Genomic DNA, 26,106 nt, shown 5'->3' with positions numbered 1-26,106 from the left:
TAATAAAAAGTGAGTGTTTAATAAAAACGAGGGCTTTTTGACCCTCGTATTTGTTAAACCTACATTAATATTGTTTCGCAGATTCTAATTTATGTTTTCTAGCTTCATAAGCCTTTTGGATGCTCTCTTTATTTGATACTTCAGCTACACCAACATTCCACCAGCTGTCATATCCATCCGTCATTGTTTTTGGAAGGACTTTAATATCAATAAGTGTAGATACGTTCTGATTCGCCGCATCCTCCAAGGCTTCCTTCAATTGCTCGATAGTGTTGACCCTATAGGTTTTAGCACCATATCCTTCAGCCACTTTTGCATAATCGATATTTAGAATTTTGTTATCATGTGTTCTAAATTCGCAGAAATAACTGCCCCCACCATGATCCATCTGCAAGTTATTTATACAGCCAAAACCTGAATTATCAAACAGTACAATATTGATTTTCTGTCCATATTGTAAAGCGGTAATTAATTCGGAATGCAACAGTAAGAAGCTACCGTCCCCTACCAGTGAATATACTTCTTTTGCTGGTTCCGCCAATTTCACACCTAACGCACCAGATACTTCATATCCCATACAAGAGTACCCATACTCCACGTTATAGGTATTTGGTTGTGATGTATTCCAAATACGCTGTACATCTCCTGGAAGAGATCCTGCAGCAGTAATAATCACACTATCAGGTGAAATGGTATCATTTACAGCTAGTAATGCTGTTGTTTGAGGAAGTTCAGTTTGAAGTGCATCTGCATATTCATTTAGGACTTCTTGTGAAAAGTGATTTTTTACTTCTGGATCAAATTGTTCTCTAGTAAATGTCACGTTACTTAAACGTTCACGTTCTATATTCCATTCTTCTTTCAAACTAGTAATTTCATTCCCGAACTCACTCTCATACCCTTCAAGCAGTGGAGACAATTGTTGTAAAGTTGTTTTAGCATCAGCTACAACCTGGAACGCATCCATTTTATAAGCTTGTAATCGGCTGACATTAATGTTTAAGAACTTGGTTTGCTCGAAATTAAAAGCCGTTTTGGAAGAAGTTGCAAAATCAGTGTATCTCGTACCAATTCCAATAATTAGATCCGCTTGACGAGTGGCTTTATTTGCAGCAAGTGTACCTGTTATACCCATTCCACCCAAATTATTTTTGAAATGGGATTCAACCGTTGCCTTGCCGGCTTGTGTTTCAACTAATGGGATATTATGTTTTTCAGAAAGCGCCACCAAAATATCACGTGCCTCGGAATACTTTGCTCCACCACCAACTAAAATAATTGGTTTTTTACTACCTTTGATCAGTGCTACAGCACCATGAAGTTCACGTTCTACTGGTGCTTTTCGATCTATATAATGTACACGCTTTTCGAAGAATTTCTCATCGTAATCGAACGCTTCCCCTTCTACATCTTGCGCAATACATACCGTAGCTGGACCGGCTTTTCCTGGATCAGTCATTACCTCAAAAGCACGAATTAAGCTCGACATTAGTTGCTCAGGCCGAGTAATGCGATCCCAATAACGAGATACAGGTTTTAATGCATCATTGGTGGTAACAGCTAAGCTATACTCCTGCTCAACCTGTTGTAAAACCGGGTCCGGCTGTCTTGACGCAAAAGTATCACCTGGGATGAACAAGACTGGAATATTATTTGCCAATGCTGTTCCAGCAGCTGCAGCCAGATTGGCAGAGCCCGGACCAACAGATGTCGTGACGGCATAGATTTTTTTACGAAGCATTTGTTTGCTATAAGCAATTGCGGCGTGTGCCATGCCTTGTTCATTTTTTCCTTGAATAACCTTTAAATGCCCTGAGTCTTGCTCAAGCGCTTGGCCAATCCCTAGCACATTTCCATGTCCAAATACGTTGAAAATTCCTTCTACAAATGGAAACTCTTCCCCATCTACATGGATATATTGTTGATTTAAAAATTTTATAAGTGCCTGTGCGGTTGTTAATCTAATTTTCCCCATGGAAATCTCACCTCTATCTGACTTGTTCCACTTTTTCGGATCTCTCAGTAATGAATTGTTGAATTTCATTAGCTGTTGGCATAGCCTCTGAAGAGCTATGTTTGCTTACGACAATTGCTGCTGACGCGCTACCATATTTTAAAGCGGTTTCGATATCCTTACCAGTTAATAAAGCGTATAAGAAAGCGGAAGCATAGGAATCGCCTGCACCAAATGTTTTTAACACTTTTGTAAGATATGCTTGACCCCTAAAGGTTTCTCCATTTTTGGTGTAAGCATAAGAACCTTCTACCCCATGTTTTATTACAACTAGCTCTGGAGAATATTTAAATAAGTTTCGAATGGTTACGTCGTTAGATCCTTCTTCGACATTTTCCATAACGTTAAATTCATCACGAGTACCAACCACAACATCGGCTTGCTCTGCCACCAGAGAATAATAAACAGATGTTTCTTCAGGCGATGTCCATGTATACCCGCGATAGTCCAACTCAAAAATTACTTTCACGTCATTCTTCTTAGCCAGTTGAATGGCTTTTAAGATCGCTTCCCGTGAAGGGCTTTTTGCCAGGGCCGTACCGGAAACTAGAAGTACTTTTGCTCTTTTAATGTATTCTTCACTTACCTCAGATGGATGTAAGTATAGATCAGCCACTTCATCACGATACATTAAAATACTGCATTCTTCAGGACTTTTAATTTCTGTAAAGGCTAATCCTGTCTTGTGACCTTCATGATCAACTTCCATATGAGATGTATCTACACCTACACTGCGCATATATTGTTCGATAAAACGCCCGTGCTGATCATCGGCAAGTTTTCCTATAAATCCAGCTTTTAAACCAAGCTTTGAAGATCCGATGGCAATGTTTGCTGGTGAACCACCCACATATTTTTTAAAGGTCATCGTTTCTTCCATTGGACGGTTATATTCCACTGCGTTTAGATCAATACAAGCACGGCCTATCGCGATAAGGTCAAATTCTCTTTCTGAATGAAATGAAATGTTCATTTTCTACTAACTCCCCTCTATTTACGGTCTAATATCCATTCATGGGCAGGATCATTATGAAACTTCCATATGCGTTTCGGACCCGCCATTACATTTAAATAATAGGATTGATATCCATCTGGAACACCGACTGGATGGTATCCAGCTGGAACTAGTACGACGTCACCATTCTCCACAGCCATCGTTTCATCCAGTGAACGATCATCTGTATAAACGCGCTGAAAGACAAAACCTTGTCGCGGATTTAACTCATGATAGTAGCTTTCTTCTAAAAATGACTCATGCGGCAGGTTATCCTGGTCATGTTTATGAGGAGGATAGCTGGACCAATTCCCACTTTCTGTATATACCTCTACAACTAGTAAACTATTAGCAGATGGGTCGGAATCAGGTAAAATATTATGAACCAATCGTTGATTGTAATATTTTCCCCGTTGCTCAGTTCCATTATCATCAGCCTTTATTAATTTGGTAGGCAACGGATTGTGAGATGGAGAGTAGCAAAGAGCAACACGAGCAGGGGTTAGGGCTTCCACTTCAAAGGAACGATCATTTGAAACATAAACACTATCTGTTGGTTTCTTTTCAAACACACTTTCTCTCGTTCCTAAGTTCTTAAACACTTGATCATAATCAGATACATTTATTTTTCCTGTTAGAGCAACGATACAACATTCGACTTTTCCTAATTCCTCTTTATAGATAGCCCCTTGAGCTAGATCAATAACTTTGAAACCCACATATTCTAATGGTGAATTGTTACCTGTCACATCATGTACAATGGTTACTCCTAGTGACACTTCGTTTGGAATAGGCTTCCGGAGCAATTTACTCATCTTGTAATCTCCTCCTGCGATATAATATGTAACTAGCTATGATCTTAGTTTTTACTAGGATCATAGCCAATAGTTTATAAGGACTTATTCAAAGGTTGGAGCTTTGTAGTTTGCAGTAACAACTTTTTTACGTGTATAGAATTCAACGCTATCCTTACCATTTGCAGGCAATGTTCCATAGAATGAAGATTTCCAACCAGAGAATGGGAAGAATGCCATTGGAGCCGGAACGCCTAAATTAACACCAAGCATACCTGCATCTATATTTTCACGGAAGTAACGGATGGATGAAGCATTTGATGTATATATGCATGCACCATTTGCAAATTCTGATTGATTAGCTGTCTCAACTGCTTCTTTCAAATTCTTAACACGAACAATTGATAACACTGGCGCAAAAATTTCATCCTTCCAGATGGTCATATCTGTTGTCACACCATCAAAAATAGTTGGACCAACAAAGTATCCGTTTTCTGGAAGGTCGTTTCGGCCATCACACACCAAAGTAGCGCCTTCTTCCACTCCCTTTTGAATATATCCTAAAGTGCGTTGTTGATTTTGTTCACGAATTACTGGCCCTAGGAATACTCCCTCATCTAATCCATGCCCAATGCTTAATTTTTTCGCTTTTTCTACTAAATTTTCTATAAATGTATCAGCAATTCCTTCTTCGACAGTGACAACCGAGCAGGCCATGCATCGCTCTCCTGCTGATCCAAAAGCGGAAGCAATAACGTTAGTTGTTGCAAGTTCTAAATCTGCATCATTTAAGACAACTGAATGATTTTTAGCACCTGTTAAAGCCTGAACACGTTTTAAGTTCTGACTTCCTCGCTTATACACATATTCTCCAACTGGTTGTGAACCAACGAAAGAAATAGCTTTTACTTCAGGATGATCTAATAAACCATTTACCACATCATGGGCACCATGTACAATATTGAATACTCCCTTCGGAAGACCCGCTTCCTCTAATAACTCAGCTAATCTTTGAGCCAATAAAGGAGTTCTTTCAGATGGTTTAAGTACAAAAGTATTACCCACAGCAATCGCCATTGGGAACATCCAACAAGGCACCATCATTGGAAAATTAAAGGGAGTAATTCCACCAACAACACCAATTGGATAACGATAATTTGTAATTTCAACATCAGTGGCTATTGAAGTCAAAGAGTCTCCCATCATAAGGGTAGGAGCTCCTGCAGCAAATTCCACGTTTTCAATTCCACGGCCTACTTCACCAAGTGCTTCCGTCAGGTTTTTCCCATTTTCAATTGTAATGATACGAGCTAATTCTTCCTTATTTTTTTGTAAAAGTTGTTGATAGTTAAATAGAATTCTAGCACGTTTTGGCACCGGGACATTCTTCCACTTATGGAAAGCCTCTGCAGCTACTTGTACTGCATCATCCACCTCTTCTTTTGTAGAAAGGGGAACTTCTGCAATCACTTCATTTTTAGCTGGATCATATACCTTCTCATATTGGGAGGTTTTGCTCTCAACCCACTCACCATTTATGTAGTTCTTTAGCTTTTCCACTTGTAGTAAAACTGTAGACATGTTTCTTCCTCCTCTAAAATTACTATTTTTGTAATTACAAGAACATCTAATCATTTAGAAAGCTAACAAACTACCACAATGATAATTGTTATATATTGGTTAACTTTTGGTTATCTTTAGTACCATCTTATTACTAAAAACGCTTTCAGTCAACATTTTTTTTACAATTTCCCTGTTAAAAATTGAGCCTCACCGAATCCAAAGCTCCAGTCACCCGCACCGTTTGTAACAATGGAAACCATAATATCATTTGGTTCTATCCCACAGCTTTCACCTAGCTCTTGGGCGAGTAATTTATAGAAGTTTTTCTTTTGCTTATCGCTTCTTTGTGTACTAGTCACACTAACAATGACCATATTCCGGCTTCTATCAAACCCTAATCCTGTATCCTCAATGATCAATTCATTTACAGAATGTTGATTGACTATTTGGTAACGGTCTCTTTCAGGTACTCCAAAAGCATTAACTACTGCCCTATGGGAAGCATCCAACAATTCTCTTAAATCCTTTTCATCTCGTCCCTCAATTAAATCAAATCGAACTAACGGCATAGTTTCTCCTCCTTTTATAAACAACAAACATTACTTATTGGTTATATATTGATTATATTTTGATTATATCATATTTTTTTTTAGAGTTTCCATCCTTACTTTTCCTTTTTTAATATAAATTTTTATCCTGGTTATCAAAAAAGCTCCTCCTCATTTTCACTGAGAAGAAGCTTTCTGCTTTTTAGGATTTATTATATATGTAATCCCTCTTTAATAGATTTCAATGTTAATTCATTCGACCACTCTGGTTTATCCGGATAAGCAAATACTGAATTTGTTACAATACCATCAAATCGCATTTCTCTTAATTTCTTATATAATGCGTCAAAGTTTATTTCTCCTTCACCAGGATTTAAGTGCTGATGTATAGTCACATTCGCATTAGGCGGGTTAACGATATAACGTAAACCAAACGCTGCTTTATGGTTAAGTGTATCTGCAATAAGTACATGTGCAAGTAAATCCCCAGCTTCATCAAGGTGCTTCGCTACATCGCCAATTCCATCGTCATAAAAGAAGGCATGTGCAACAGAATAGACTAATTTTATCCAATCTTTATCGAATGCACGAATCATCCGTATAGCCTCAATGTTCAACTCAATAAAATCATTTGGATGGGACTGTAAATTCAAATGAATCCCTTCTCTTTCAAAAACAGGCATTAGCTCTTCCATTGATTTTACAAATGCTGCTTCACTTTCAACTGGGCGACTTTTATCCCCGCTAAATTCGCTGTTCATTAAATCAACTCCCAATTCAGAAGTGATTTCAATACAGCGTTTCCAATTTCGAACTGCCGCTTGACGTTCTTCTTCATTCGGAGAAGACCATTGCTGAACGGGAAGTACCGAAGAGATTTTCACTCCAGCATCAGAACAATATCGCTTTAAATCCTTTATCAGCTGTTTATCTACCTTAGGGTATTCATAAAACCAAATAAAATCTTTCCGAGGAGATAACTCTACCCATTCATACCCTAATCTAGCAACGGCATCAATCGTATCTTTTAAACTAGTATTATCACGATAATGTGATGGATCATAAGCCAAACGCAATTTTTATTTCCCCTTTCTAACTTTACAATTATAATTTCTTGGTTAACTCTTGGTTATCTATATGTACATATTAATATGGTAAACGCTAACAATCAACCATTTTTTTAAAAGAATTCCTCTTTTCTTTCGAACCATTAGAAAAGAGGAACTAAAACAGGTTGGATTATTTAGGTACGACAAGTTGAATATTATTGTTCTTTGCATATTCTATATAGATATTATTTGGGACTGAATCAGTAACCAAGTAATCAACCTCATCCAAGCCACAATAAGTTATTAAGCCATATTTATCGAATTTGTCATGATCAACTAATAAATAGACTTCTGAACTTCTACTAACAACTGTCTTTTTTAATTCACTTTCCATAGGAGAAGCATTTGTTACCCCATTTGTTAGCGAGATACCAGTTGATGCCATAAATGCTTTTTTAATATTATAGTCTTTTAAAACATCCATATTTCTTTGATAGACAAACGATTTGGTTTTACGGTCAAGCATCCCGCCGAAAGTAATCACATTCAGATTTTTAAAAGGTACGGCTAGACTAATCATATCGATGTTATTAGTGAAAATGGTTAAGTGTTTATCCTTTAAATAGTCAAACATTTCTATAGTAGTTGTACCTGAATCGATAAAAATAAAATCGCCTTCTTCTATAAAACTAGCAGCTTCTTTCGCAATTTTTTCTTTAACTCCTTGATTGCGAACTTTTCTATCTTGAAAAGATTCGAGTTTTTTACGAATTACGGATACCCCACCATAAACCTTTTTTAGCTCTCCACGGTCAACTAGCTCTTGTACATCCCGTCTTATTGTATTTTTGGATACATCAAAAACAGTCATTAATTCATCTAATGATACTGATTCATTCTTCATCACATATTCCTGAATTTCTTTTATACGTATATCTTTTATCATTTTTTCCACCCTAATATATTAATATCGTTTTCATTTTGATGAACTTTAAAATACCTATACACATATATTATCAAGAAATACCCAAAAGTTCATTACTTTTTTTTACGAAATACGAAATATAATTACCTATATGCAGATATGAACCAATTAAACCACGCGTGAGAACGCGTGGTTTAAGATTACTTTGTTCTATTCTTTCTAGAATCAACGTAAACAGCAGCAACGATAATGGCACCTTTCACTATTTGTTGCCAGTATGAACTTACGCCCATTAGGTCCAGACCGTTGTTTACCACACCTATAATCAGCGCTCCTATGATTGTGCCACCAATAGTTCCAATTCCTCCAAAGAGACTTGTTCCACCAATAACTGTTGCTGCTATCGCATCTAGCTCAAACATTAATCCAGATTGAGGCTGTCCAGATGCAATTCTAGAAGTAAGAGTCATCCCTGCTAAACCAGCTAAAAGCCCTGCATAAGCATATACTAAAATTAATACTTTCTTCACATTGATCCCTGCTGTCACAGCCGCATGTTCATTACCACCAATTGCATAAATATACTTACCTATTTTAGTTTTATTCAAAATAATCCATGTAGCTACCCCAACGAGAGCAAAAATGATTACCGGAACAGGAATTCCAAGAATCGTCCCTTGGCCAATGAATTTAAAGGATTCTGATAATCCCCCTATTGGTCTTCCGTCACTGTAAAGCATCGCTGCTCCACGGGCCGCGGTCATCATTCCTAATGTAGCAATAAAGGGTGCTAGTAATCCCTTTGCAATTATTGTGCCGTTAATTAGACCTACAGCTACACCAACCACTACAGCCATTAATATAGGAATCAGTAACGGATAATTACCTTGTGCAAAACTAGCTACAATAACTGATACTAATGCAACAAGGGAACCAGAAGATAAATCTATCCCCTTCGTTATGATAATTGGCGTAACACCAATGGCAATAATCCCAATGGTAGACATTTGTCTAACAATATTAACGAGATTCGTTACTGTTAGAAAATGAGGGGTAAGAATCCACATTAATACGCAAAGAAATAGTAGAACTAAAAGAATACCGTATTTTTGCATTACATTCTTTGAACGACCTTTTAAGAGTTGCTTGTCATTCAAAGGATTCTGTTTAATATTTTCAATATTCGCGCTCATCTATCTTCCTCCAAACCTTGATTCCTAGATTTTAACTTTTTATGTTAAAATTGATTCCATCACTTCTAATTTATTATCTAATTCATCCAATGAATGACCTGTTGCAAGGTGCATGATTAATTCCTGAGTTGCTTCTTTGCGAGTTAATTCACCTGCCAAGTGACCTTCATGCATAACTGCAATACGATCGCACAAACCAAGGATTTCTACCATTTCAGATGATACAACTATAATTGCTTTCCCTTGATTTGCTAAATCAAATATCAAATCATAAAACTCCGACTTTGCACCAACATCGATCCCCCGGGTAGGTTCATCTAAAAACAAAATATCTGGATTTTTTAATAACCATCTCGCTAACAATACTTTTTGTTGATTTCCTCCGCTTAAATTTGCAACAGCTTGTTCTAAACTAGGTGTTTTTATTAGTAGCTGCTCCTTTTTTTTAAGACAGTCAGATTTGATTCTGTTCTTGTTAAGAAATCCCTTTGTTACATAATTATCAATATGAACCGTAATCATATTATCGCCTACTCCAAGTGGGAGAAATAAACCCGATAATTTTCGATCTTCCGTTAGAAAACCTAAATGGTTCTTTACCGCATCTTGTGGGCTTTTAATATTAACCCTTTTCCCATGAATATGAATTTCACCTTGATCTGGATTTCTTAATCCGAATATTGCTTCAAGAATTTCCGTTCTCCCTGATCCCATTAATCCGGCAAAACCCAGTATTTCACCTTTACGAACCTCAAAGCTAACATCTTGAAAATGGCCATTTGCAGATAAATTTTGTACTGACAATACCACGTCACCAAATTTCGACTTTGGTTTATGGAATAGCTGGGTCAATTCTCGACCTACCATCATCTTAATTAAGTCTTCTTTATTTAATTTTTCAGCTCTTTCTGTACCGATATATTTACCATCCCTGAATACTGAAATATCATCAGCAATCTCGTATAATTCACTCATTTTGTGAGTGATATAGATAATTCCTACGTTTTTTTCTTTAAGTGATTTTATTACTCGAAACAACTGAGCTACCTCTTTTTCTGTAATTGCAGAGGTAGGTTCATCCATTATTACAAGTTTTGAATTAAATGAGATCGCCTTTGCAATTTCAATCATTTGAGTATTGGCGATACTTAATTCCTTCATTTTCAGATTGGGGTCAATATTAATCCCAATACTTTTTAGTAAATCTAGTGTCATACTAGTTAATTTTTTACGATCTATGAAACCTCCAAATGTTGTTGGTTCCCTACCTAGGAAGATATTCTCCGCAACTGTCATCTCAGGTATAGGACTTAATTCCTGATGAATCATTGAGATGCCTCTATCCAATCCATCATGAATATTTGTTAGTTTTATCTCAGTACCATCGAAAATCATTCTTCCTTTATCTGGGGTATACATCCCAATAATGATTTTCATTAAGGTAGATTTCCCTGCTCCATTTTCTCCCATTAACGCATGAACAGTCCCTTTTCGAACTTTCAACTGTACATTATCTAAAGCCTTTACACCCGGAAACTCTTTTGTGATATTTTCCATTTCAAGAATATAATTATTTTCCATTTGGAGCCCTCCTACTTTTCGTTAGGATTCATTTAATGAAAGGAAACTATAAATCTAGTTTCCTTTCATTTCAAAATAATTACTTGTTATATTTAGCAATAAACTCATCAACATTGTCTTTCGTAACAAGTTCATAAGGAATTATTTGATCTTCTACTTTTTCTCCCTTAGCTGCTTTTACAGCTAGATCAATGGCCGCTTTTCCTTGACCTGTTGCATTTTGGAATACTGTTACTTTAAGCTTTCCATTTTTCACAAACTCCAAACCTGCTGGTGTTGCATCAATTCCTGCGACCAAAATCTCATCAAGTTTGCCGGCTTCTTCTAAAGCCATAATAGCTCCAATTGCCATTTCATCATTATTTGCTACAACCGCATCAATCTTCTCACCTGTTTGAAGCCAGTTTTCCATCAATTTAATTCCATCTGCACGACTAAACTTTGCCGTTCCTTGTAAAACAACTTTCATATCCGGGTTCTTACTAATAATTTCCTTATTTCCTTCTGTTCGTTTAATTTGTGCTTCATGACCCATTTCCCCGTCCATAATTGCGATGTTTCCCTTGCCACTCATTTGCTTGGCCACTTCCTCCATTTGAATTAAACCTGATTCGATCGATTGTGAGCCAGCATAAGCAGTAGCTTTATCAACTCCATCAAATGTTCGGTTTACAACAATAATTGGAATACCAGCTTCATTTGCACGGGACACAATGTCTACTGCAGCTACGGTATCAACAGGATTGAAGATGATTGCATCTACTTTTCTAGAAATAAAATTTTCAATTTGGTTCATTTGTTTTGCACTATCATTTTGAGCATCTGTATAGACAAATTCAAAATCGCTACTATGTTTTTTATCTTCTTCCTTCATGGCATCGATCATATATGTGATAAACTCATTACTCATATTAGCTTCAGCGATTCCAATCACTTTTTTACTATCAGATCCACCTGCTACTTGTTCTCCCCTATTACATGCTGATAACACTAGTGAAACAATCAAACTTAAAATTATTACTATACTTTTATGAAATTTCATTAAGAATACCCCCAACAAATTTAATTAATATAAGTTTCACTTGCTCCCATCGTGATGAAAGACTTTGACAAAATGTTATCTTTTTGAAGACAGAACAGAAAATTTAATATTTTCAGAAAATTTAAATCAGAAATTGACAACTTTCTTTCGTAACCATCAGTTCTAGTTTTGAAAGCATTTTCATTTTTAATAACGTGTTTCCCTTGATACTCTCTATTCTTCAAGCAAACATTCTTAACGAGGCAACTGAACCATTTTCTTATCTACTGCCAGACCATAAAATCATCCTCCTTACAGTAAATTCCCCTCTAGATTGTTACTTATTGGATATATATTGGGTACTAATTGATTAAATTATATAAATAAAAGCGTTTTCAGTCAATATTTTTCTGTAAATTCAAAATTATTTTGATTTTAATCCATTATTACACCTAATATTAACCAAATTATAATATAAAACTGACACATTAACTCATAAAGTACCCAATAACTAACAACCAAAAATAAATGAAGCCAAAAAAGACATTATCCTTTACTGTACTGGATAATGTCTTTCCTTTGTTAATTCATATATCGATATTCTCTTAGACTGTTCAAAATAGAGATTTCCTGCAATAACTCTTCACCAACATTTGTTTCTCTTACCATTTTTCTCTCTAATTCTTTATCTACCAATCTTTTTACTGATAAAACATCTGTTCCATTACAAAGTACATCTTGTTTTGAATTAAATTGCTTATGTGCCACCAGCTGCATACCATAGGAATTATATAATAACGTGTAACCCGCTATCCCCGTTGTTGATTGGTACGCCTTGGAGAAGCCTCCATCGATGACAAGCATCTTACCGTTTGCTTTAATTGGATTTTCTCCTTCAATTTCCTTTACTGGTGTATGGCCATTAATAATATGACCTTGATCTGGATTCAGATCAAACTCCTCCAAAATTTTACGGCAGATGTCCTCGTCTTCACGTAAATGGTAGTATGGGTTCTTTTTCTCCTTATGGGTTTCCTTATCTTTAATGAAGTATCGCTCAAATGTTGTCATGGCTCTTTTTCCAAAGAGAGAGGAATACTCCCCTGTCCATAAATACCAGACCATATCTGTCGCTAAGTCATCCGTCTCTTCTGGATTAGCAAAAGCATAACGTAAGTAATGTTCAAATTTATCAAGTAATTCCCGACCAGCATAGGTTCTATTCTTAATCTCCATTTTCTCCATATTTCCTTCTTCGTCTAAAGGAATACAGCCATGTATTAATAAATTTCCGTTATATCTCAAATAAAGACTGCCTTTTTTCATTAGAAAATTCATATGTCTTGCTAACTTTTCCGAATGCTGGACAGAAAATAACAGTCTTTCTATCACCTGAGCTTCTTCCTCTATTAATTGATCGGGTTGTTCTGGATTAACCGTTGCAAAGCAGCTATTTTCTAGTGGGTATGGTTTACCATCAAGGGTTATTACGTTTTTGTCGTAATCAATTTTCTCAAGCAAAAGCCTTTCTGACATATTAAAGTTTGGTCGTCTCTTTATGATAGGCATCTCTAGTTTAAACTGAATCATAGAAATGGCTTGATGAATTTTTGTAATTTGTAGTCGTTCATGGTCTGTGAGTTTCTTATCTGAATGTGCCTTTGGTCTAAAAGCGGGATTGTCATGATAGTATTTTTCTGCAAGATTAAGAAGCGGTCTAAGATTGATTCCATATACATCTTCAATAATATCCAAATTATCATACCGGGCACAGATACGAATGATATTAGCTAGACACACCTTTGAACCAGCGAATGCCCCCAGCCATAAAACATCATGATTTCCCCATTGTATATCCACGGAATGATAATTAATTAGAGTTTCCATTATTTTATCAGGTTCAGGTCCGCGGTCATAAATATCCCCAACTACATGAAGATGGTCGACTACCAATCTTTGAGTAGTATAAGCTAGACCAATTATGAGTTTTTCGGCCTGTCCTAAAGAAATAATTTGTTGAACAATCTTCGTATAATATTGTTCCTTATTATTAGAATCATCTGCTTTATAGAGTAACTCTTCAATTATGTAAACAAACTGATTGGGCAATGCTTTACGTAATTTCGAACGTGTATATTTGGAAGAGGCATAAGATATGAGCTTGATCATACGATAGATGATTACTATATACCATTGATTAACCTCTTGATCACTTCTAAAAGTATTTTTTACTAACTGTAATTTTTCTTCAGGGTAATAAATTAATGTAGCAAACTCATTCATTTCTTTTTCAGTTAAAACATCTTGAAATAAATCTTTTATTTTTTCCTTTACATTTCCTGATCCATTTCTTAATACATGTTGAAAAGCTTGATACTCCCCATGTAAATCACTAACAAAATGTTCTGTTCCCTTTGGAAGATTAAGGATCGCTTCAAGATTAATAATTTCCGTAACAACTTTTTCTTCACAATCATATTTTTGGGCCAGTAAATCTAGATATTTTGGATTCAAGGTATGTATCCCCTTTCAGTATTCACCACTATTTTACACTTTAATAGATTTAGAGGAAATACTATATTTTAAAAATAACCGTTTTCTACAACACAAATACTACCAATTTTACAATAAAAAAACAGTGACCTCCCTATTAGAGTCACTGTTGTCAAACTTCTATTTTTTATGGAAGATACTTAATTTTCTCTTGTATAGACGTTCTCTCTTTTGGTTGACTAATCTCTTCTGGATAGCCTAGGCCAAACACCCCAATAACATCGTAACCATCTGGAATACCCATGATTTCACGATTTTTCGCTGCATACCCCATGGAAGACCAGAAAGTTCCTACGCCTTCTGCCCAAGCAGCTAAATTAACATTCTGAACAAAACAAGCAGTGGCAAGAGCATTTTCATATGTCTCTATCTCTGTTGATCCATGTTTGGACAGGATCGCCAGTACAATAGGTGCATGACAAAAATTTGTTTTATGATTTAATTTTGTTCTTGTTTCTGGTCCAATCATATACACTTCCCATGGCTGGGTCATTTTATGATTAGGAGCCATTGTTCCGGCTTCTAGCCATTTATTAATTTGTTCTACATTCACCATATCTGGTTTGAATTTTTTAATATTACGTCTGGAATAAATGATTTCTAACATGTTCAAGATAATTCCTCCCATTAATTTAATGAAAAACCGGAACATTTGTCCCGGCTTCCTCCCTATTCTAGTGCTGCTTTTACTTCTTGTGTCATTGCTTGTGTAGATGTAATACCATTCCCAGCAATATACCAGTTAACTGCATCTAGATAAATAATTTTACCATTTTTATAAGCATTGGTTTTCTTCACTAGCTCGTTTTCAATTGTTTCTTTCGCCCCTACTTCTCCACCTATAGCAGCAGAGCGGTCAATTACAAAAATAATATCTGGATTTTTTTCTAGAATATATTCAAATGTAATACTTTGACCGTGCTGAGAAACCTCAAGGTTTTCATCTACTGCCTTAAATCCAAATGCATCATGAACGAACCCATAACGTGAACCTGGTCCATACGCGCTTACTTTTCCTTCGTTAGCTAATAAAATCAGAGCTTTACTATCTGATGCAGATGCTTCTTTATTTACCTCATCAATACTTGCTTGTAGCTCTTCCATTTTCGTTTCTAGTACATCCTCTTTTTCAAACAGCTCAGCAACAAGGTTAAAGTTTTCCTCTAAAGAAGGAATGTAATTCGCATAATCAACATCAACAAATATTGTTGGGGCAATCTCAGCAAATTGATCATATAACTCTGCTTGTCTTCCTGAAATAAAAATAACATCTGGTTGTAATTCATGGATAGCTTCAAAGTCAGGTTCTTTTAAGCTACCTACATTTGTATATTCTGATCCTTTATATTTTTCTAGACTCTCAGGTACAATCGCTTGCGGAAGTCCGGCTACTTTTACACCTAATGCATCTAACGCATCTAGTATTCCAAAGTCAAAAACAACGACTTTCTCAGGATTTTTCTCAAGTGTTACCTCACCATATTCATGTGTGAAGGTAACTTCCTTAGATTCTTCTACTGCTTCCGTGCTTTCATTAGTGGTTGTACTCGCTTCCTCCTTATTTCCACAAGCCGCTAATAAAAACAGCATGGTGAAAATAAGAGAAAATAAACCTAATTTTTTCATTTTTTTGTCTCCTTTTTATGTATTGATAATGATTATCATTTTCATATATTCATGTTATAATGATACACAAATAATGTCAACAGTAATTGAGAATATTTTTCAACTAGATTGATATTTAAATAAAAAAGAGGACTGCCTTAAGGGCAGTCCACTCAACTAATGTAGGATCAATCAAAATTCCAATTTAGAAAAATCCTCTCTTAGCAATGAATACATATATAAATCATCAAAAATTCCGCGAGTATACTCATATTTTCTAAGTAAACCTTCTCTAATAAATCCCTGTTTCTCCACTAACCTTTGCGATGATAGGTTAGGAGGTTCAATTAACGCTTCTATCCTTTGAAACCCGAATTGTTGAAAACCATAGGCAATGATTGTTTTTAATGCCTCTCCAGCTATTCCTTTTCCCCAGAAATCTCTGCTCACTTCAAATCCAATCTCTGTACGCAAATGTTGTGAAACAAAGTTATGAAAACCACAACTACCAATAATTTTCCCTTCTTCTTTTAACGTAATTCCCCATCTTAATCCTGTTTTGTTATTTTCAAGGGATTGATACCATGATATTTCGTCCAATGTGTCGTTGATAGTTTTAAACGGTTCCAATCCATAATATTTCATTACTTCGTCATCAGAAAGGTAGCTAAATATATTGGTCGCATCGTCTTTTGTAATTTTTCTCAATACTAATCTATCCGTTTCAAGATTTGGAAATGTATGAATCTCTATAGACATCGTTCCCACCCTTATCAGTTATTTCATGTCAATCATTATACCATTTTTAGACAAAACGAATCACAGTTCCAAATTGACAGAAACACCCCATTTCCCTATAATAAAATTATAAATTCCATACTTCCAAAAGGGGAGTAGCTTTTACAGCAAGGTCGTCATTACGGAGCGTTTGGCTCTCGGCTTTGTTGGCAACTACTGTTGTTAGCAAGACCTTTACCAAATTTATTTTGGTAAAGGTCTTTTTGCTTTTAATCAATAAATCAAGGGAAAGGAAGAATCAAATGAACCTTTTCACGAAGGAAATGCCCAATTATATTAAAAGAGAAATCGAACTCATGCAGGAAAAACTTTCTCCACTAATGAAGAAAGTATCTAGATACGCTTTATGGACCATGCCCTTAATTTGGGTATCGCTATTTAATCTTGGATATGTATTATTTTTCGGTGAGATCACTCAGGATACTCTTCCTACCATACTTATCTACGCTGTAATCGGTGCACTTGGATTCGCTTTATTTCGGGAGCTAAGATTCCACCAAAAAGAAATTCAGAAGCAAAGTTCGGCATACATTATTGATCGAATTAAAAATAGTGAAGTCGCCACTGATTACCACAAGAAAGAATATATTAATCTTATTAGAGAGCAGCCAAACGCTCATGCGATCAATCATTTTATTCAATTTTTAATGGAAGAAAATCAGAGAAAGCATATGCTTCAATAAATAATAAACACCCTGGAGAAATGGATCTTCCAGGGTGTTTATTATATTTTTATGATGCATCTTCAAACTGACTATTATATAAGTCAGCATAAAATCCATTTTTCAATAGCAATTCTTGATGCTTCCCACTTTCAATTATGTCTCCATCCTTCATTACAAGAATTAAGTCTGCATTCTTAATAGTTGAAAGTCTGTGTGCAATTACAAATGAAGTTTTGCCTACTGTCAGCTTATCCATTGCCTCTTGAATCAATAATTCGGTACGAGTATCAACGGAGCTTGTTGCTTCATCAAGGATCAGCAACGGAGCATCCTCTACCATGGCACGAGCGATGGTAATTAACTGTTTTTGTCCCGCAGAAAGATTCGCTTTATCATCTAGTACTGTGTCATATCCATAAGGAAGGGTTGTAATAAAGTGATGCAAACCCACTGCCTTACAGGCTTCCTCTACCTGTTCATTTGATACTCCTTTCCTGGAGTATACAATATTTTCTCGAATCGTCCCTTCAAACAACCATGTATCTTGTAGGACCATACAGAATAGTTCATGAATATTTTGTCGTGTGAGGTTACTAGTTGGAACACCATCGATTAAGATTTCCCCACCGTTTACTTCATAAAAACGCATCAATAGATTAATCAAAGTGGTCTTTCCAGCACCTGTAGGGCCGACAATCGCCACTTTTTGCCCTACATTTGCCTTGGCGGAAAAGTCCTTAATAACCATTTTGTCTTGATTATATCCAAACTTAACATGCTTAAACTCCACATTACCTTTTGCACTTTCCAGTCTTCGTGTCTTGCCGCTTTCGTTCGCCAGTTCTTCTTCTCCAAGAAATTCAAATACACGTTCACTCGCAGCGGTTGTGGACTGAAGATTTGTAGCTGCTTGTGCAAGCTGTGATAATGGTTGTGTGAAGAGACGAATGTAAATCATAAAGGCAACAATCACACCAAATGTAATACTACCATTAACCGCAAGCACAGCTCCGACTAAACAAACCACCACATATCCGAAGTTACCAACAAACATCATAAGCGGCATCATTAGACCAGACATGAATTGAGATTTCCATGCGCTATTGTATAGGCGTGTGTTAATTTCGTGGAACGTTTCCTTTGCTTCTTTCTCTCCGTTATATACCTTTACTACGTTATGCCCTGTATATATTTCTTCAATATGACCATTCAATATCCCTAGCTCTTTTTGCTGCTGTGCAAAGTATTTTTGAGATTTTGAAATGATAAATGTCATGAGTGCAAACCCTAAAATGGTAGAAAGAACAGCTGAAAGAGCCATAATCCAGTTCGTGTAAAACATCATAATCAGTGAGCCAACAAACATGGTAATAGCTGATACCAATGTACTTAAGCTCTGATTCATCGTTTGTCCAATCATGTCAACATCATTTGTTACACGGCTAAGCACGTCTCCTGTACTTGTTGAGTCAAAATATTTTAAAGGCAATCGATTGATTTTCGTTGAAATCTCTGATCGTAATTTTTTGGACACTCTCTGAGTAACAGTCGCCATAATATACCCTTGGATGTAGTTGAAAATATACCCTAATCCATATAGAAAAGCAAGAATCGTTGCAATATGAACCACAGCATCCAGATCAATACTTGTCATCAAGCCCTCTGTAATGAAATCTGTTATTTGACTAAGCAGTTCTGGTCCAACGATATTGAAAACTGAACCAAGCATAGCCAGGACCAAGGCAACAGATATAATTGGAATATATGCTTTACAATAGGATATGAGTTGCTTTAAGGAGGTTTTATTGTTCCCTTTTGAAGGGGGTAATCCTCCATGTTGAGGATGCTTCATTGCATGAGGGTTATGTGTCTTCTTATCCAATTTCAAGCTCCTCCTTTGACAATTGAGAATAAGCAATTTCTTGATAGACCTCACAATCGATCATAAGCTCTTGATGCGTTCCCATGCCGACGACTTCCCCATTGTCTAAAACAACAATTCGGTCTGCATCTTTAATGGTCCCTATTCGTTGTGCAACAATGATCGTTGTGGCATCTTTGATTTCTTTTTTGAGTAACGAACGCAATATTCTATCTGTCTTATAATCTAATGCTGAAAATGAATCATCGAACAGATAAATTTCGGGTTGTTTGAAAATCGCACGTGCAATAGACAATCTTTGTTTCTGTCCGCCAGAAATATTAGTACCGCCCTGAGCAATTTCACCTACGTACTGATTCTCCATTTTTTCAACAAATTCTGTTGCTTGTGCAATTTCAATTGCTTTTTTAATACTCGCTGTGTTTGAATCATTGTTTGAATTGTGACCATAGGCTACATTGGAAGTCACAGTACCCCTAAATAAAACGGCTTTTTGAGACACATACCCTAACTTATCGTGTAATGCTTCCTGAGAATAATTCTTCACGTTCACTCCGTTAATGATTATTTCTCCCTCCGTAGCATCATAAAATCGAGGGACCAGATTAACTAATGAAGTTTTCCCACTACCAGTTGACCCAATAATTGCCACCGTTTCTCCTTGATGTGCTGAGAAGCTGACGTTACGAAGGATATAATCTTTTGCGTCTGGATATTTAAAGCTAACATTACGGAATTCAATTTCTCCAGAAAGACCTTCCTTACCATCCGTCATGTTTCCATCTATAATTTTTGCCTTTGTATTTAGTACTTCGTTAATACGTTTGGCAGACACAGATGCACGAGGAAGCATGATAAACACAAACGAAAGCATCATAAAGGCCATGATTACCTGCACCGCATATGACGAGAATACAACCATGTCTGAGAACAAGGATAATCGATCAGGTACGGCGGCCTGGTTGATTAAAAATGCGCCTATCCAATAAATAACTAGGCCGAGGCCAGACATGATGAGTCCCATTGTCGGCATCAATATCGCCATGACTCGGCTTGTAAATAAATTCGTGTTCGTGAGATCTTTGTTCGCTTTGTCAAATTTCTCTTCCTGATAGCTTCCAGCATTGTAGGCATGAACAACCCGAATCCCAGACAAGTGTTCTCTTGTCACTCGGTTTAAATTGTCCGTTAAGCTCTGAATCACTTTAAACTTTGGCAAAGCGACTATAATAATGACGGATAGCATGACAATGAGAAACAATACGGCAAAACCAGTAGCAGCTGTCCATTGCCAGCTTTTCCCCATTATTTTAAGAACTGCCCAAACCGCTAAAATGGGTGCTTTAACTAAGACTTGAAGTCCGGTTGCGATTAGTAGTTGAATTTGGGTAATATCATTGGTTGATCGTGTAATCAAACTCGAGGTGGAAAAACCATTGATTTCTTCCATTGAGAAAGACATCGTCTTTTCAAATACCATTCCACGTAGACGAACAGAAAATCCGGCTGCAACTTTTGCAGCAAAAAAGCCAGTAATCATAGCAGCTATCATGCTACCCACTGCACAAAGAAGCATATATCCACCTTGTACGAAAACCTCACTCATTTTGCTACCTTCTGTCTGGACGAGCATGGTGATTTCATACATATAGTCAGGGAGTTTTAAATCAAGCCACACCTGTGCGACAATGAACACCAAGCTGCACATAATTAATAACCAGTCTTTCCCCTGAAGATGCTTAAATATTTTTATCATTCATTTCCCCCCTAACAATACATTTTTCTATAAATCTAATAGTGTTAGATACTTTACTAATTAAAAGCAGACTTATATTGGGTGCCTGCATTAATTATTACTCATTTTCTATTGTAATGTCGGTTACTCTTTTCAAGATACGAACAAATTCTTGTGCATCATGTTCTCCAAGCTTTTCAAGGGTTTGCTCTATCATCGATAACGCCTCTTTGCGTTCCTCTTCCATAAAGCGAATTCCCTTTTCGGTAATGGTAACAATGACAACGCGTTTATCATTAGCATCTCTGCTTCGTTCAATAAACCCTTTTTTGGATAAGCTCTTGAGTGCCGAGGCCACTCGAGGAGTTGTTAGATATAGTACCTCACTCAGTTCACCTGAAGTAGCACTGCTCTTTGCAAACGTTAGGAACCCTAATATTTTCTTTTCTCCATGTGAGATATCTTCCACTTTTTTCTGAAATGGCATCTTTGCTGTTCTTGTCATATTACGTAACAGCTCTTCCGCCAACTCTCTATAATCCATTATAAGCTCCCTTCTAATTTATCTAACCCTATTAGATAAATTACTCCTATTCCACCTCTACTGTCAAGTGAAATAGAAAAACTACCAAAAAATCTTTGGTAGTTCAGTATTAGTTGTTATAAGATTTACGTTTTCCACCATATATATCTCCAAGGGCAATTAATGATAGGCAAATCATCTGCTTGAAGAATCAGGCACCTACATTGGTGTTTTTGTTTGAGATTAAATTACTCTCTCACCTTTTGATATAAAGTACTCTTGTAAATTTTCTGAATGGATATTATACGCTATTACCTTTTTCTTGAACTGTTTGATTACATCGATTGAATTTCTCTCATTAAATAGATATAGTCTTACTTCGATGTTCCCCATTTCCGCGTCAATAATGATGTGTTTTCCATTCTTTTCTGGTGGTAAAAATGAGTGTTCAGTTCCTGGATAAATATAATATTTTTCCATAAAGATCGCTTCATTAAAGTACTTAATAAATACCATCTTCTCTTCATGATCTAAAGAATGGTTATCTATAGTTACTTCAACCTTTTGATCATCAAGCTTCGCATGAGTTGCAAACTTGCTCATAATCCATTCAACCGCTCCTAGTGGAAGAACGGTTGGTAATACTTTTACTAGACTTATAAGAATTAAAAACAAAATAGTCCAGACCATGCTTATCATCTCCGTAGGTGTTTACAAATAACAATTTTCAATGCTATTGGTTTCTATTCGAATAATAACATAAAATTTATTATTAATAACCATCCTATTTCAAGAAAAACATACCAGCCACTTTGTAGCTATTCTCATTTATTCGTATAGTAAATTTCTTCAAGTCTTTTTATTTCAGATCCTTTGCAAATTCCACCATGATAACAGATTATTTGTTCGACTTCATAATCTAACAGCCTACCAATACTATTGTTGGCCTCATTCATGTCAAGTGTGTAATGGGGATTCGGTCCTAGTAATTCCCCATTAACGGCGATGGTTGCATCCCCTGCAATTAAGGTTTTACTTTCGATATGATACAAACTAATGTGGTCAGGTGTATGCCCTGGCGTAAATATAACCTTAATCCCTCCACATTCAGGTAATACCTCATCATCTTCCACTACCTGATCAACCTTTGCCATTGGGGGAACAAAATTGGAGTCGTCTTTTAGTTTTAATAACCGTTTTTCCCCTTCGATATAGGGCTTTGCCAACTGGTGTGCTAAAACTGATATTTTTTGTTCAGATTTCATAAGAATTTCAGGTAAAGTGCCAATATGATCAAAATCATGATGTGTAAGAATAATCTTAGTCAATCTTGAAAAAGGGATAGCAAGCCTTTCCATCTCGGTACGAATGACATCTAGTTGCCCTGGAACACCTGTGTCTATTAAAATCACCTCTTCATCATCCCAAATCAGGGTTGGATGAATGATTTTTTGTTCTCCATTTGAATTCATAGGTAAATGAAGGGTAGCTATATTACTTTTCATCACGTTTCTCCTTTCACTGTGATATTTGATTTATTTTATCGTTGTTTTTAGACCCGCTGAACTCATTGCCCCTATATATTTTTTAGCTGGATGTGGCTCAAAACGAACTTCTACATCAATAACAGCGGGTAATCCTGATGCAAGCGCCCTTTTAATTGCTGGTTTAATCTCATCTACGTGCGAAACTCTCTCCCCGTAACAGCCAAACCCTCTTGCAATATTCGCGTAATTTGTCTCAGAAAGATCCACTCCATAAGAGTAGTTATACATATTTCGTTGACTACTTTGTTGGATTCCCCAAGCAGAATTATTATGAATGATATGAATAACTTGTATGCCATAACGTCTGGCGGTGTCTAGTTCTTGTAATGAAAATCCAAACGACCCATCCCCTGTAATACTAAACACTGGGCGGTCTGGATATAGTAATTTAATTGCATGTGCATATGGAGTTCCATATCCTAACTGGGAATTACCAGGTTCATGAAATCTTGTCCTTGGTTCAAGAATAGGTGTAAAATCATTACTCCAAAATGTTGTATGTCCCCCATCAAAAACGACAAGTGATTGATCTGGTAAAAACTCTCCAATTTCCTTTGCTAATATCGCGGGATGCAAAACAGGGTGATCATCAAAAAGTAACTGGCTAAGCTGTTCGCGATACGTACGATACGTCTCAACCAATGATTTTGTCCACTCACGATCATCTGCTTCTACATTTTTCATGGATAATAAATCAAGAATATCCCTTAATACTGCCTTTGCATCACCATGTATCCCAACTTCTACTCGAGTTAATTTTCCAATTATAGAAGGATCGATATCGATATGAATGACTTTCTGCAAGGGGCCTCCAGGGCTAAGCGGACCGTTTTTCCCCCAAAGCCATGAAGAAAAACGACAACCTACAGCGAGAATAACATCTGACTCCTGTAATGCACGAGTAATTGCGTCTCCCCCAATGATTCCTCCCTGCCCTATATAATTAGGGTCTGTGGTAGAAACCACTCCCGTTCCCATTTGAGTTGCTGTTGCCGGTGCATTTATAAATTTTGCCAGTTTTCTAAATTCCTCCTTTGCTTGGGAGGCTACCACACCACCACCTGCTAACAATAGCGGTCTTTCAGCTTTCATCAAAATATCTACAGCTTGTGTTATTGTTTTCACACTAGAACGGGGTCTTTCAATTACACGATATTGCTGAGGTTCAACATCAAAAATACTTTCATCCACCTCTACAGTATGTGATAAAGCATCTGCTGAAAAATCTAAATGTACAGGCCCTGGCTTACCCGAAAGTGCCTCTCGAAACGCCCATTGTACTAACTCGGGGATTCTTTTTCCGTCTCTTACGACAGCATTCCATTTTGTAATAGGTTTAAATAAATTTTCAGCATCAAAATCCATAAACATTCCATGAAAAGGATATGAACTCCTGTTTGGATTATTTGAAGTCATGACCAGCATGGGGATATTATTGTTATAGGCACTTTGAACTCCGGGAACTAAATTCACTGACCCTGGACCCATTTCTCCCAAACAAATTCCCATTTTCCCAGTAGAATGAAAAACAGCAGCCGCCATATGAGCAGCAGATGCTTCATGACGTGTCCCGATATACTCCATTGTTGGTTCTAACGCTACTTGTCTCAAAAAGGACATAAACCTTCCGCCGACGATCCCAAAAACGAAAGGAACGTTTTCAACTTTTAAAGAACGTAATAATATTTCTCCACCGGTCATTTTCATTTTATTTCTCCTATCTTTTCATAATGTAAAAACTAGTTTTTTGAAATTCATTCACTAAAAGCGTACTTACATTAAGGATGGTAATAATGTAACAATCTGAGGAAATAAAATTAATAGAGTAATAATAACCAAATCAGCTAGTATAAAAGGATAACTGCCTGTGTATATATCTCGTAAATCACTATCAGGCATTGCTCCTTTTATGATGAATAAGCTTAAGCCAAAAGGAGGCGTAACAAGAGAAACCTCTGCTAGAAATACAACCATTACAGCAAACCATATTGGGTCAAAGCCTAAGGTTACAATAGCTGGAAAAATGATAGGCATGGTTATAAACATGGCTGCAATCATGTCCATAAACATCCCAATTATCAAGTACATGATTACTACAGCTATTAAGGTGATAATGGGTGGGACTGGAAGGGTTACTAAAAAGTCAGATAATATGGCAGGTATTCTTGTTACCGTTAAGAAATAACTGAAAATAAATGAGCTTGCAATGACAAGGAAAATGATACTAGTTGTTTTAATCGTTTGTATCAAAGCATCTTTTAGCATTACGAAATTTAATTTGTGTTTTATTAAAAACATAATAAAAACCACGAACGCACCAATGGCTCCAGCCTCGGTAGGAGTGAACTTTCCAGTGTATAGTCCTACAACAATGAAAAAGACCAAGAGGATGAAGCTACCAATTTGCTTCAAGCATATAATCCTTTCTTTCCAGGACGCCTTCGAGATTGGCTTTGAAATAGCAGGGTTTCGTTTAACTAAAATAAATACTAGAACCATATAAACAAAGGCAGCTAATAGCCCAGGTAGCAATCCCCCCATTAACATTTTTCCAATTGATTGTTCTGTTGCAATGGCGACCACAATCATTAACACACTCGGGGGAATCAGTGAAGCTAAAGGCCCGACCGAAGCCACAGTGCCATATGCTAACCTTTTATCAACACCTGATTTGATCATTTCCGGAATGGCTATACGTGCCAAGGTAGCCGTTGATGCAGTTCCTGAACCAGAAATCGCTCCAAAGCCAGCCCCTCCCAGTATGGTCGCTTGTACTAATCCTCCAGAGAAATGACCAATCCATTTACTAGATGTGTCAAACAACTTAGTAACGATTCCTGTGTAATAAGTTAAGTACCCCATAAATACAAATAAGGGAACAGCAGTAAAACTAGATTTCCCAAGCTCTTGATAGTATGTTGAGCCCATTATAGTTAAACTGGGTTTTAACCCACTTACTAACCAGAAGCCGAAAAACCCAATAAAAACCATTGTGAATGCAACCGGAATTCTTACAAACATTAATAAGAATAAAAGTAAAACACCTATTACTCCTATAAGTTGTGGGCTTAACTCCATTTCCTCACTCCTTTGTAAGTAGACTTTTTGCCAAAAAA

Annotated in this window: 22 protein-coding genes; 1 reads left to right on the top strand and 21 read right to left on the bottom strand. The window is 36.5% G+C overall.

Annotated features, from left to right (window positions below; genetic code table 11):
* Nucleotides 1-64: 64 nt before the first annotated feature.
* The 14 genes from iolD to BKO01S_RS03170 all read right to left on the bottom strand — a co-directional run bounded on the left by iolD (nucleotide 65) and on the right by BKO01S_RS03170 (nucleotide 16,599).
* Nucleotides 65-1,975: a 3D-(3,5/4)-trihydroxycyclohexane-1,2-dione acylhydrolase (decyclizing) gene (gene iolD / locus BKO01S_RS03235; RefSeq protein ID WP_066048501.1), complete on the bottom strand. Its 1,911-nt coding sequence runs from the start codon at nucleotides 1,973-1,975 to the stop codon at nucleotides 65-67.
* Nucleotides 1,976-1,988: 13 nt separating this feature from the next.
* On the bottom strand, nucleotides 1,989-2,987 hold the full coding sequence (gene iolC / locus BKO01S_RS03230) for a 5-dehydro-2-deoxygluconokinase (RefSeq protein WP_066048498.1): 999 nt from the start codon (nucleotides 2,985-2,987) through the stop codon (nucleotides 1,989-1,991).
* A 17-nt stretch (nucleotides 2,988-3,004) separates the two neighbouring features.
* Entirely contained in the window at nucleotides 3,005-3,823 is an 819-nt protein-coding gene (iolB, locus tag BKO01S_RS03225) for a 5-deoxy-glucuronate isomerase (RefSeq protein ID WP_066048495.1), read from the bottom strand.
* Between the two features lie 84 nt (nucleotides 3,824-3,907).
* Nucleotides 3,908-5,383: a CoA-acylating methylmalonate-semialdehyde dehydrogenase gene (locus tag BKO01S_RS03220; protein WP_066048491.1), complete on the bottom strand. Its 1,476-nt coding sequence runs from the start codon at nucleotides 5,381-5,383 to the stop codon at nucleotides 3,908-3,910.
* Nucleotides 5,384-5,544: 161 nt separating this feature from the next.
* Nucleotides 5,545-5,934 carry a tautomerase family protein gene (locus BKO01S_RS03215; protein WP_066048489.1) on the bottom strand — a complete coding sequence of 130 codons (390 nt, stop codon included), beginning with the start codon at nucleotides 5,932-5,934 and terminating at the stop codon, nucleotides 5,545-5,547.
* A 191-nt stretch (nucleotides 5,935-6,125) separates the two neighbouring features.
* A complete protein-coding gene (locus BKO01S_RS03210; RefSeq protein ID WP_066048486.1) occupies nucleotides 6,126-6,989 on the bottom strand; it encodes a sugar phosphate isomerase/epimerase family protein in 864 nt (287 codons plus the stop codon).
* A 163-nt stretch (nucleotides 6,990-7,152) separates the two neighbouring features.
* Nucleotides 7,153-7,908: a DeoR/GlpR family DNA-binding transcription regulator gene (locus BKO01S_RS03205; protein ID WP_066048483.1), complete on the bottom strand. Its 756-nt coding sequence runs from the start codon at nucleotides 7,906-7,908 to the stop codon at nucleotides 7,153-7,155.
* A 179-nt stretch (nucleotides 7,909-8,087) separates the two neighbouring features.
* Nucleotides 8,088-9,080, bottom strand: coding sequence for an ABC transporter permease (locus BKO01S_RS03200; protein ID WP_084361923.1), 993 nt, complete (start codon nucleotides 9,078-9,080; stop codon nucleotides 8,088-8,090).
* 39 nt (nucleotides 9,081-9,119) lie between these two features.
* Complete coding sequence (locus BKO01S_RS03195; RefSeq protein ID WP_066048479.1) at nucleotides 9,120-10,661, bottom strand: sugar ABC transporter ATP-binding protein; 1,542 nt, start codon at nucleotides 10,659-10,661, stop codon at nucleotides 9,120-9,122.
* A gap of 79 nt (nucleotides 10,662-10,740) precedes the next feature.
* Nucleotides 10,741-11,703 carry a sugar ABC transporter substrate-binding protein gene (locus tag BKO01S_RS03190; protein WP_066048476.1) on the bottom strand — a complete coding sequence of 321 codons (963 nt, stop codon included), beginning with the start codon at nucleotides 11,701-11,703 and terminating at the stop codon, nucleotides 10,741-10,743.
* Nucleotides 11,704-12,264: 561 nt separating this feature from the next.
* The gene (gene fbp / locus BKO01S_RS03185) at nucleotides 12,265-14,196 is read right to left on the bottom strand and encodes a fructose-1,6-bisphosphatase (protein WP_066048473.1); all 1,932 of its coding nucleotides are present in this window, start codon (nucleotides 14,194-14,196) and stop codon (nucleotides 12,265-12,267) included.
* 166 nt (nucleotides 14,197-14,362) lie between these two features.
* Nucleotides 14,363-14,848, bottom strand: a complete 486-nt coding sequence (locus BKO01S_RS03180; RefSeq protein WP_066049546.1) for a nitroreductase family protein — start codon at nucleotides 14,846-14,848, stop codon at nucleotides 14,363-14,365.
* Nucleotides 14,849-14,904: 56 nt separating this feature from the next.
* Complete coding sequence (locus BKO01S_RS03175; RefSeq protein WP_066048471.1) at nucleotides 14,905-15,861, bottom strand: siderophore ABC transporter substrate-binding protein; 957 nt, start codon at nucleotides 15,859-15,861, stop codon at nucleotides 14,905-14,907.
* Between the two features lie 171 nt (nucleotides 15,862-16,032).
* Nucleotides 16,033-16,599, bottom strand: a complete 567-nt coding sequence (locus BKO01S_RS03170) for a GNAT family N-acetyltransferase (protein ID WP_084361922.1) — start codon at nucleotides 16,597-16,599, stop codon at nucleotides 16,033-16,035.
* 281 nt (nucleotides 16,600-16,880) lie between these two features.
* On the opposite strand from BKO01S_RS03170, the gene BKO01S_RS03165 reads away from it, so the two are divergent.
* On the top strand, nucleotides 16,881-17,321 hold the full coding sequence (locus tag BKO01S_RS03165) for a DUF5392 family protein (protein WP_066048468.1): 441 nt from the start codon (nucleotides 16,881-16,883) through the stop codon (nucleotides 17,319-17,321).
* A 49-nt stretch (nucleotides 17,322-17,370) separates the two neighbouring features.
* Here BKO01S_RS03165 and BKO01S_RS03160 read toward each other — a convergent pair whose 3' ends face one another.
* The 7 genes from BKO01S_RS03160 to BKO01S_RS03130 form a co-directional block, all read right to left on the bottom strand.
* Nucleotides 17,371-19,155, bottom strand: a complete 1,785-nt coding sequence (locus BKO01S_RS03160) for an ABC transporter ATP-binding protein (RefSeq protein ID WP_066049540.1) — start codon at nucleotides 19,153-19,155, stop codon at nucleotides 17,371-17,373.
* A 22-nt stretch (nucleotides 19,156-19,177) separates the two neighbouring features.
* Complete coding sequence (locus BKO01S_RS03155; RefSeq protein ID WP_066048464.1) at nucleotides 19,178-20,941, bottom strand: ABC transporter ATP-binding protein; 1,764 nt, start codon at nucleotides 20,939-20,941, stop codon at nucleotides 19,178-19,180.
* A gap of 97 nt (nucleotides 20,942-21,038) precedes the next feature.
* Nucleotides 21,039-21,464, bottom strand: coding sequence for a MarR family winged helix-turn-helix transcriptional regulator (locus BKO01S_RS03150; protein WP_066048461.1), 426 nt, complete (start codon nucleotides 21,462-21,464; stop codon nucleotides 21,039-21,041).
* 222 nt (nucleotides 21,465-21,686) lie between these two features.
* Nucleotides 21,687-22,133 carry a YfmQ family protein gene (locus BKO01S_RS03145; RefSeq protein ID WP_066048458.1) on the bottom strand — a complete coding sequence of 149 codons (447 nt, stop codon included), beginning with the start codon at nucleotides 22,131-22,133 and terminating at the stop codon, nucleotides 21,687-21,689.
* A gap of 134 nt (nucleotides 22,134-22,267) precedes the next feature.
* Nucleotides 22,268-22,948, bottom strand: a complete 681-nt coding sequence (locus tag BKO01S_RS03140) for an MBL fold metallo-hydrolase (protein WP_066048455.1) — start codon at nucleotides 22,946-22,948, stop codon at nucleotides 22,268-22,270.
* Nucleotides 22,949-22,978: 30 nt separating this feature from the next.
* Entirely contained in the window at nucleotides 22,979-24,697 is a 1,719-nt protein-coding gene (locus BKO01S_RS03135; protein ID WP_066048452.1) for a thiamine pyrophosphate-binding protein, read from the bottom strand.
* A 66-nt stretch (nucleotides 24,698-24,763) separates the two neighbouring features.
* Nucleotides 24,764-26,068, bottom strand: coding sequence for a TRAP transporter large permease (locus BKO01S_RS03130; protein ID WP_066048449.1), 1,305 nt, complete (start codon nucleotides 26,066-26,068; stop codon nucleotides 24,764-24,766).
* Nucleotides 26,069-26,106 lie beyond the last annotated feature (38 nt).

It is taken from the genome of Robertmurraya korlensis NBRC 107688, assembly GCF_001591645.1.
GTDB lineage: Bacteria > Bacillota > Bacilli > Bacillales > Cytobacillaceae > Robertmurraya_A.
This window is presented reverse-complemented; position numbering and strand designations above follow the sequence as displayed.

Excerpts from the sequence above, each read along its gene's own strand:
- BKO01S_RS03150 (WP_066048461.1), bottom strand. The coding sequence starts at position 21,464 with ATGGATTATAGAGAGTTGGCGGAAGAGCTGTTACGTAATATGACAAGA.
- iolC (WP_066048498.1), bottom strand. The coding sequence starts at position 2,987 with ATGAACATTTCATTTCATTCAGAAAGAGAATTTGACCTTATCGCGATA.
- BKO01S_RS03140 (WP_066048455.1), bottom strand. The coding sequence starts at position 22,948 with ATGAAAAGTAATATAGCTACCCTTCATTTACCTATGAATTCAAATGGA.
- iolD (WP_066048501.1), bottom strand. The coding sequence starts at position 1,975 with ATGGGGAAAATTAGATTAACAACCGCACAGGCACTTATAAAATTTTTA.
- BKO01S_RS03170 (WP_084361922.1), bottom strand. The coding sequence starts at position 16,599 with ATGTCTATAGAGATTCATACATTTCCAAATCTTGAAACGGATAGATTA.
- BKO01S_RS03135 (WP_066048452.1), bottom strand. The coding sequence starts at position 24,697 with ATGAAAATGACCGGTGGAGAAATATTATTACGTTCTTTAAAAGTTGAA.
- BKO01S_RS03130 (WP_066048449.1), bottom strand. The coding sequence starts at position 26,068 with ATGGAGTTAAGCCCACAACTTATAGGAGTAATAGGTGTTTTACTTTTA.
- BKO01S_RS03155 (WP_066048464.1), bottom strand. The coding sequence starts at position 20,941 with ATGATAAAAATATTTAAGCATCTTCAGGGGAAAGACTGGTTATTAATT.
- BKO01S_RS03145 (WP_066048458.1), bottom strand. The coding sequence starts at position 22,133 with ATGGTCTGGACTATTTTGTTTTTAATTCTTATAAGTCTAGTAAAAGTA.
- BKO01S_RS03200 (WP_084361923.1), bottom strand. The coding sequence starts at position 9,080 with ATGAGCGCGAATATTGAAAATATTAAACAGAATCCTTTGAATGACAAG.
- BKO01S_RS03205 (WP_066048483.1), bottom strand. The coding sequence starts at position 7,908 with ATGATAAAAGATATACGTATAAAAGAAATTCAGGAATATGTGATGAAG.
- BKO01S_RS03195 (WP_066048479.1), bottom strand. The coding sequence starts at position 10,661 with ATGGAAAATAATTATATTCTTGAAATGGAAAATATCACAAAAGAGTTT.
- iolB (WP_066048495.1), bottom strand. The coding sequence starts at position 3,823 with ATGAGTAAATTGCTCCGGAAGCCTATTCCAAACGAAGTGTCACTAGGA.
- BKO01S_RS03175 (WP_066048471.1), bottom strand. The coding sequence starts at position 15,861 with ATGAAAAAATTAGGTTTATTTTCTCTTATTTTCACCATGCTGTTTTTA.
- BKO01S_RS03190 (WP_066048476.1), bottom strand. The coding sequence starts at position 11,703 with ATGAAATTTCATAAAAGTATAGTAATAATTTTAAGTTTGATTGTTTCA.
- BKO01S_RS03220 (WP_066048491.1), bottom strand. The coding sequence starts at position 5,383 with ATGTCTACAGTTTTACTACAAGTGGAAAAGCTAAAGAACTACATAAAT.
- BKO01S_RS03160 (WP_066049540.1), bottom strand. The coding sequence starts at position 19,155 with ATGAAGCATCCTCAACATGGAGGATTACCCCCTTCAAAAGGGAACAAT.
- BKO01S_RS03215 (WP_066048489.1), bottom strand. The coding sequence starts at position 5,934 with ATGCCGTTAGTTCGATTTGATTTAATTGAGGGACGAGATGAAAAGGAT.
- BKO01S_RS03165 (WP_066048468.1), top strand. The coding sequence starts at position 16,881 with ATGAACCTTTTCACGAAGGAAATGCCCAATTATATTAAAAGAGAAATC.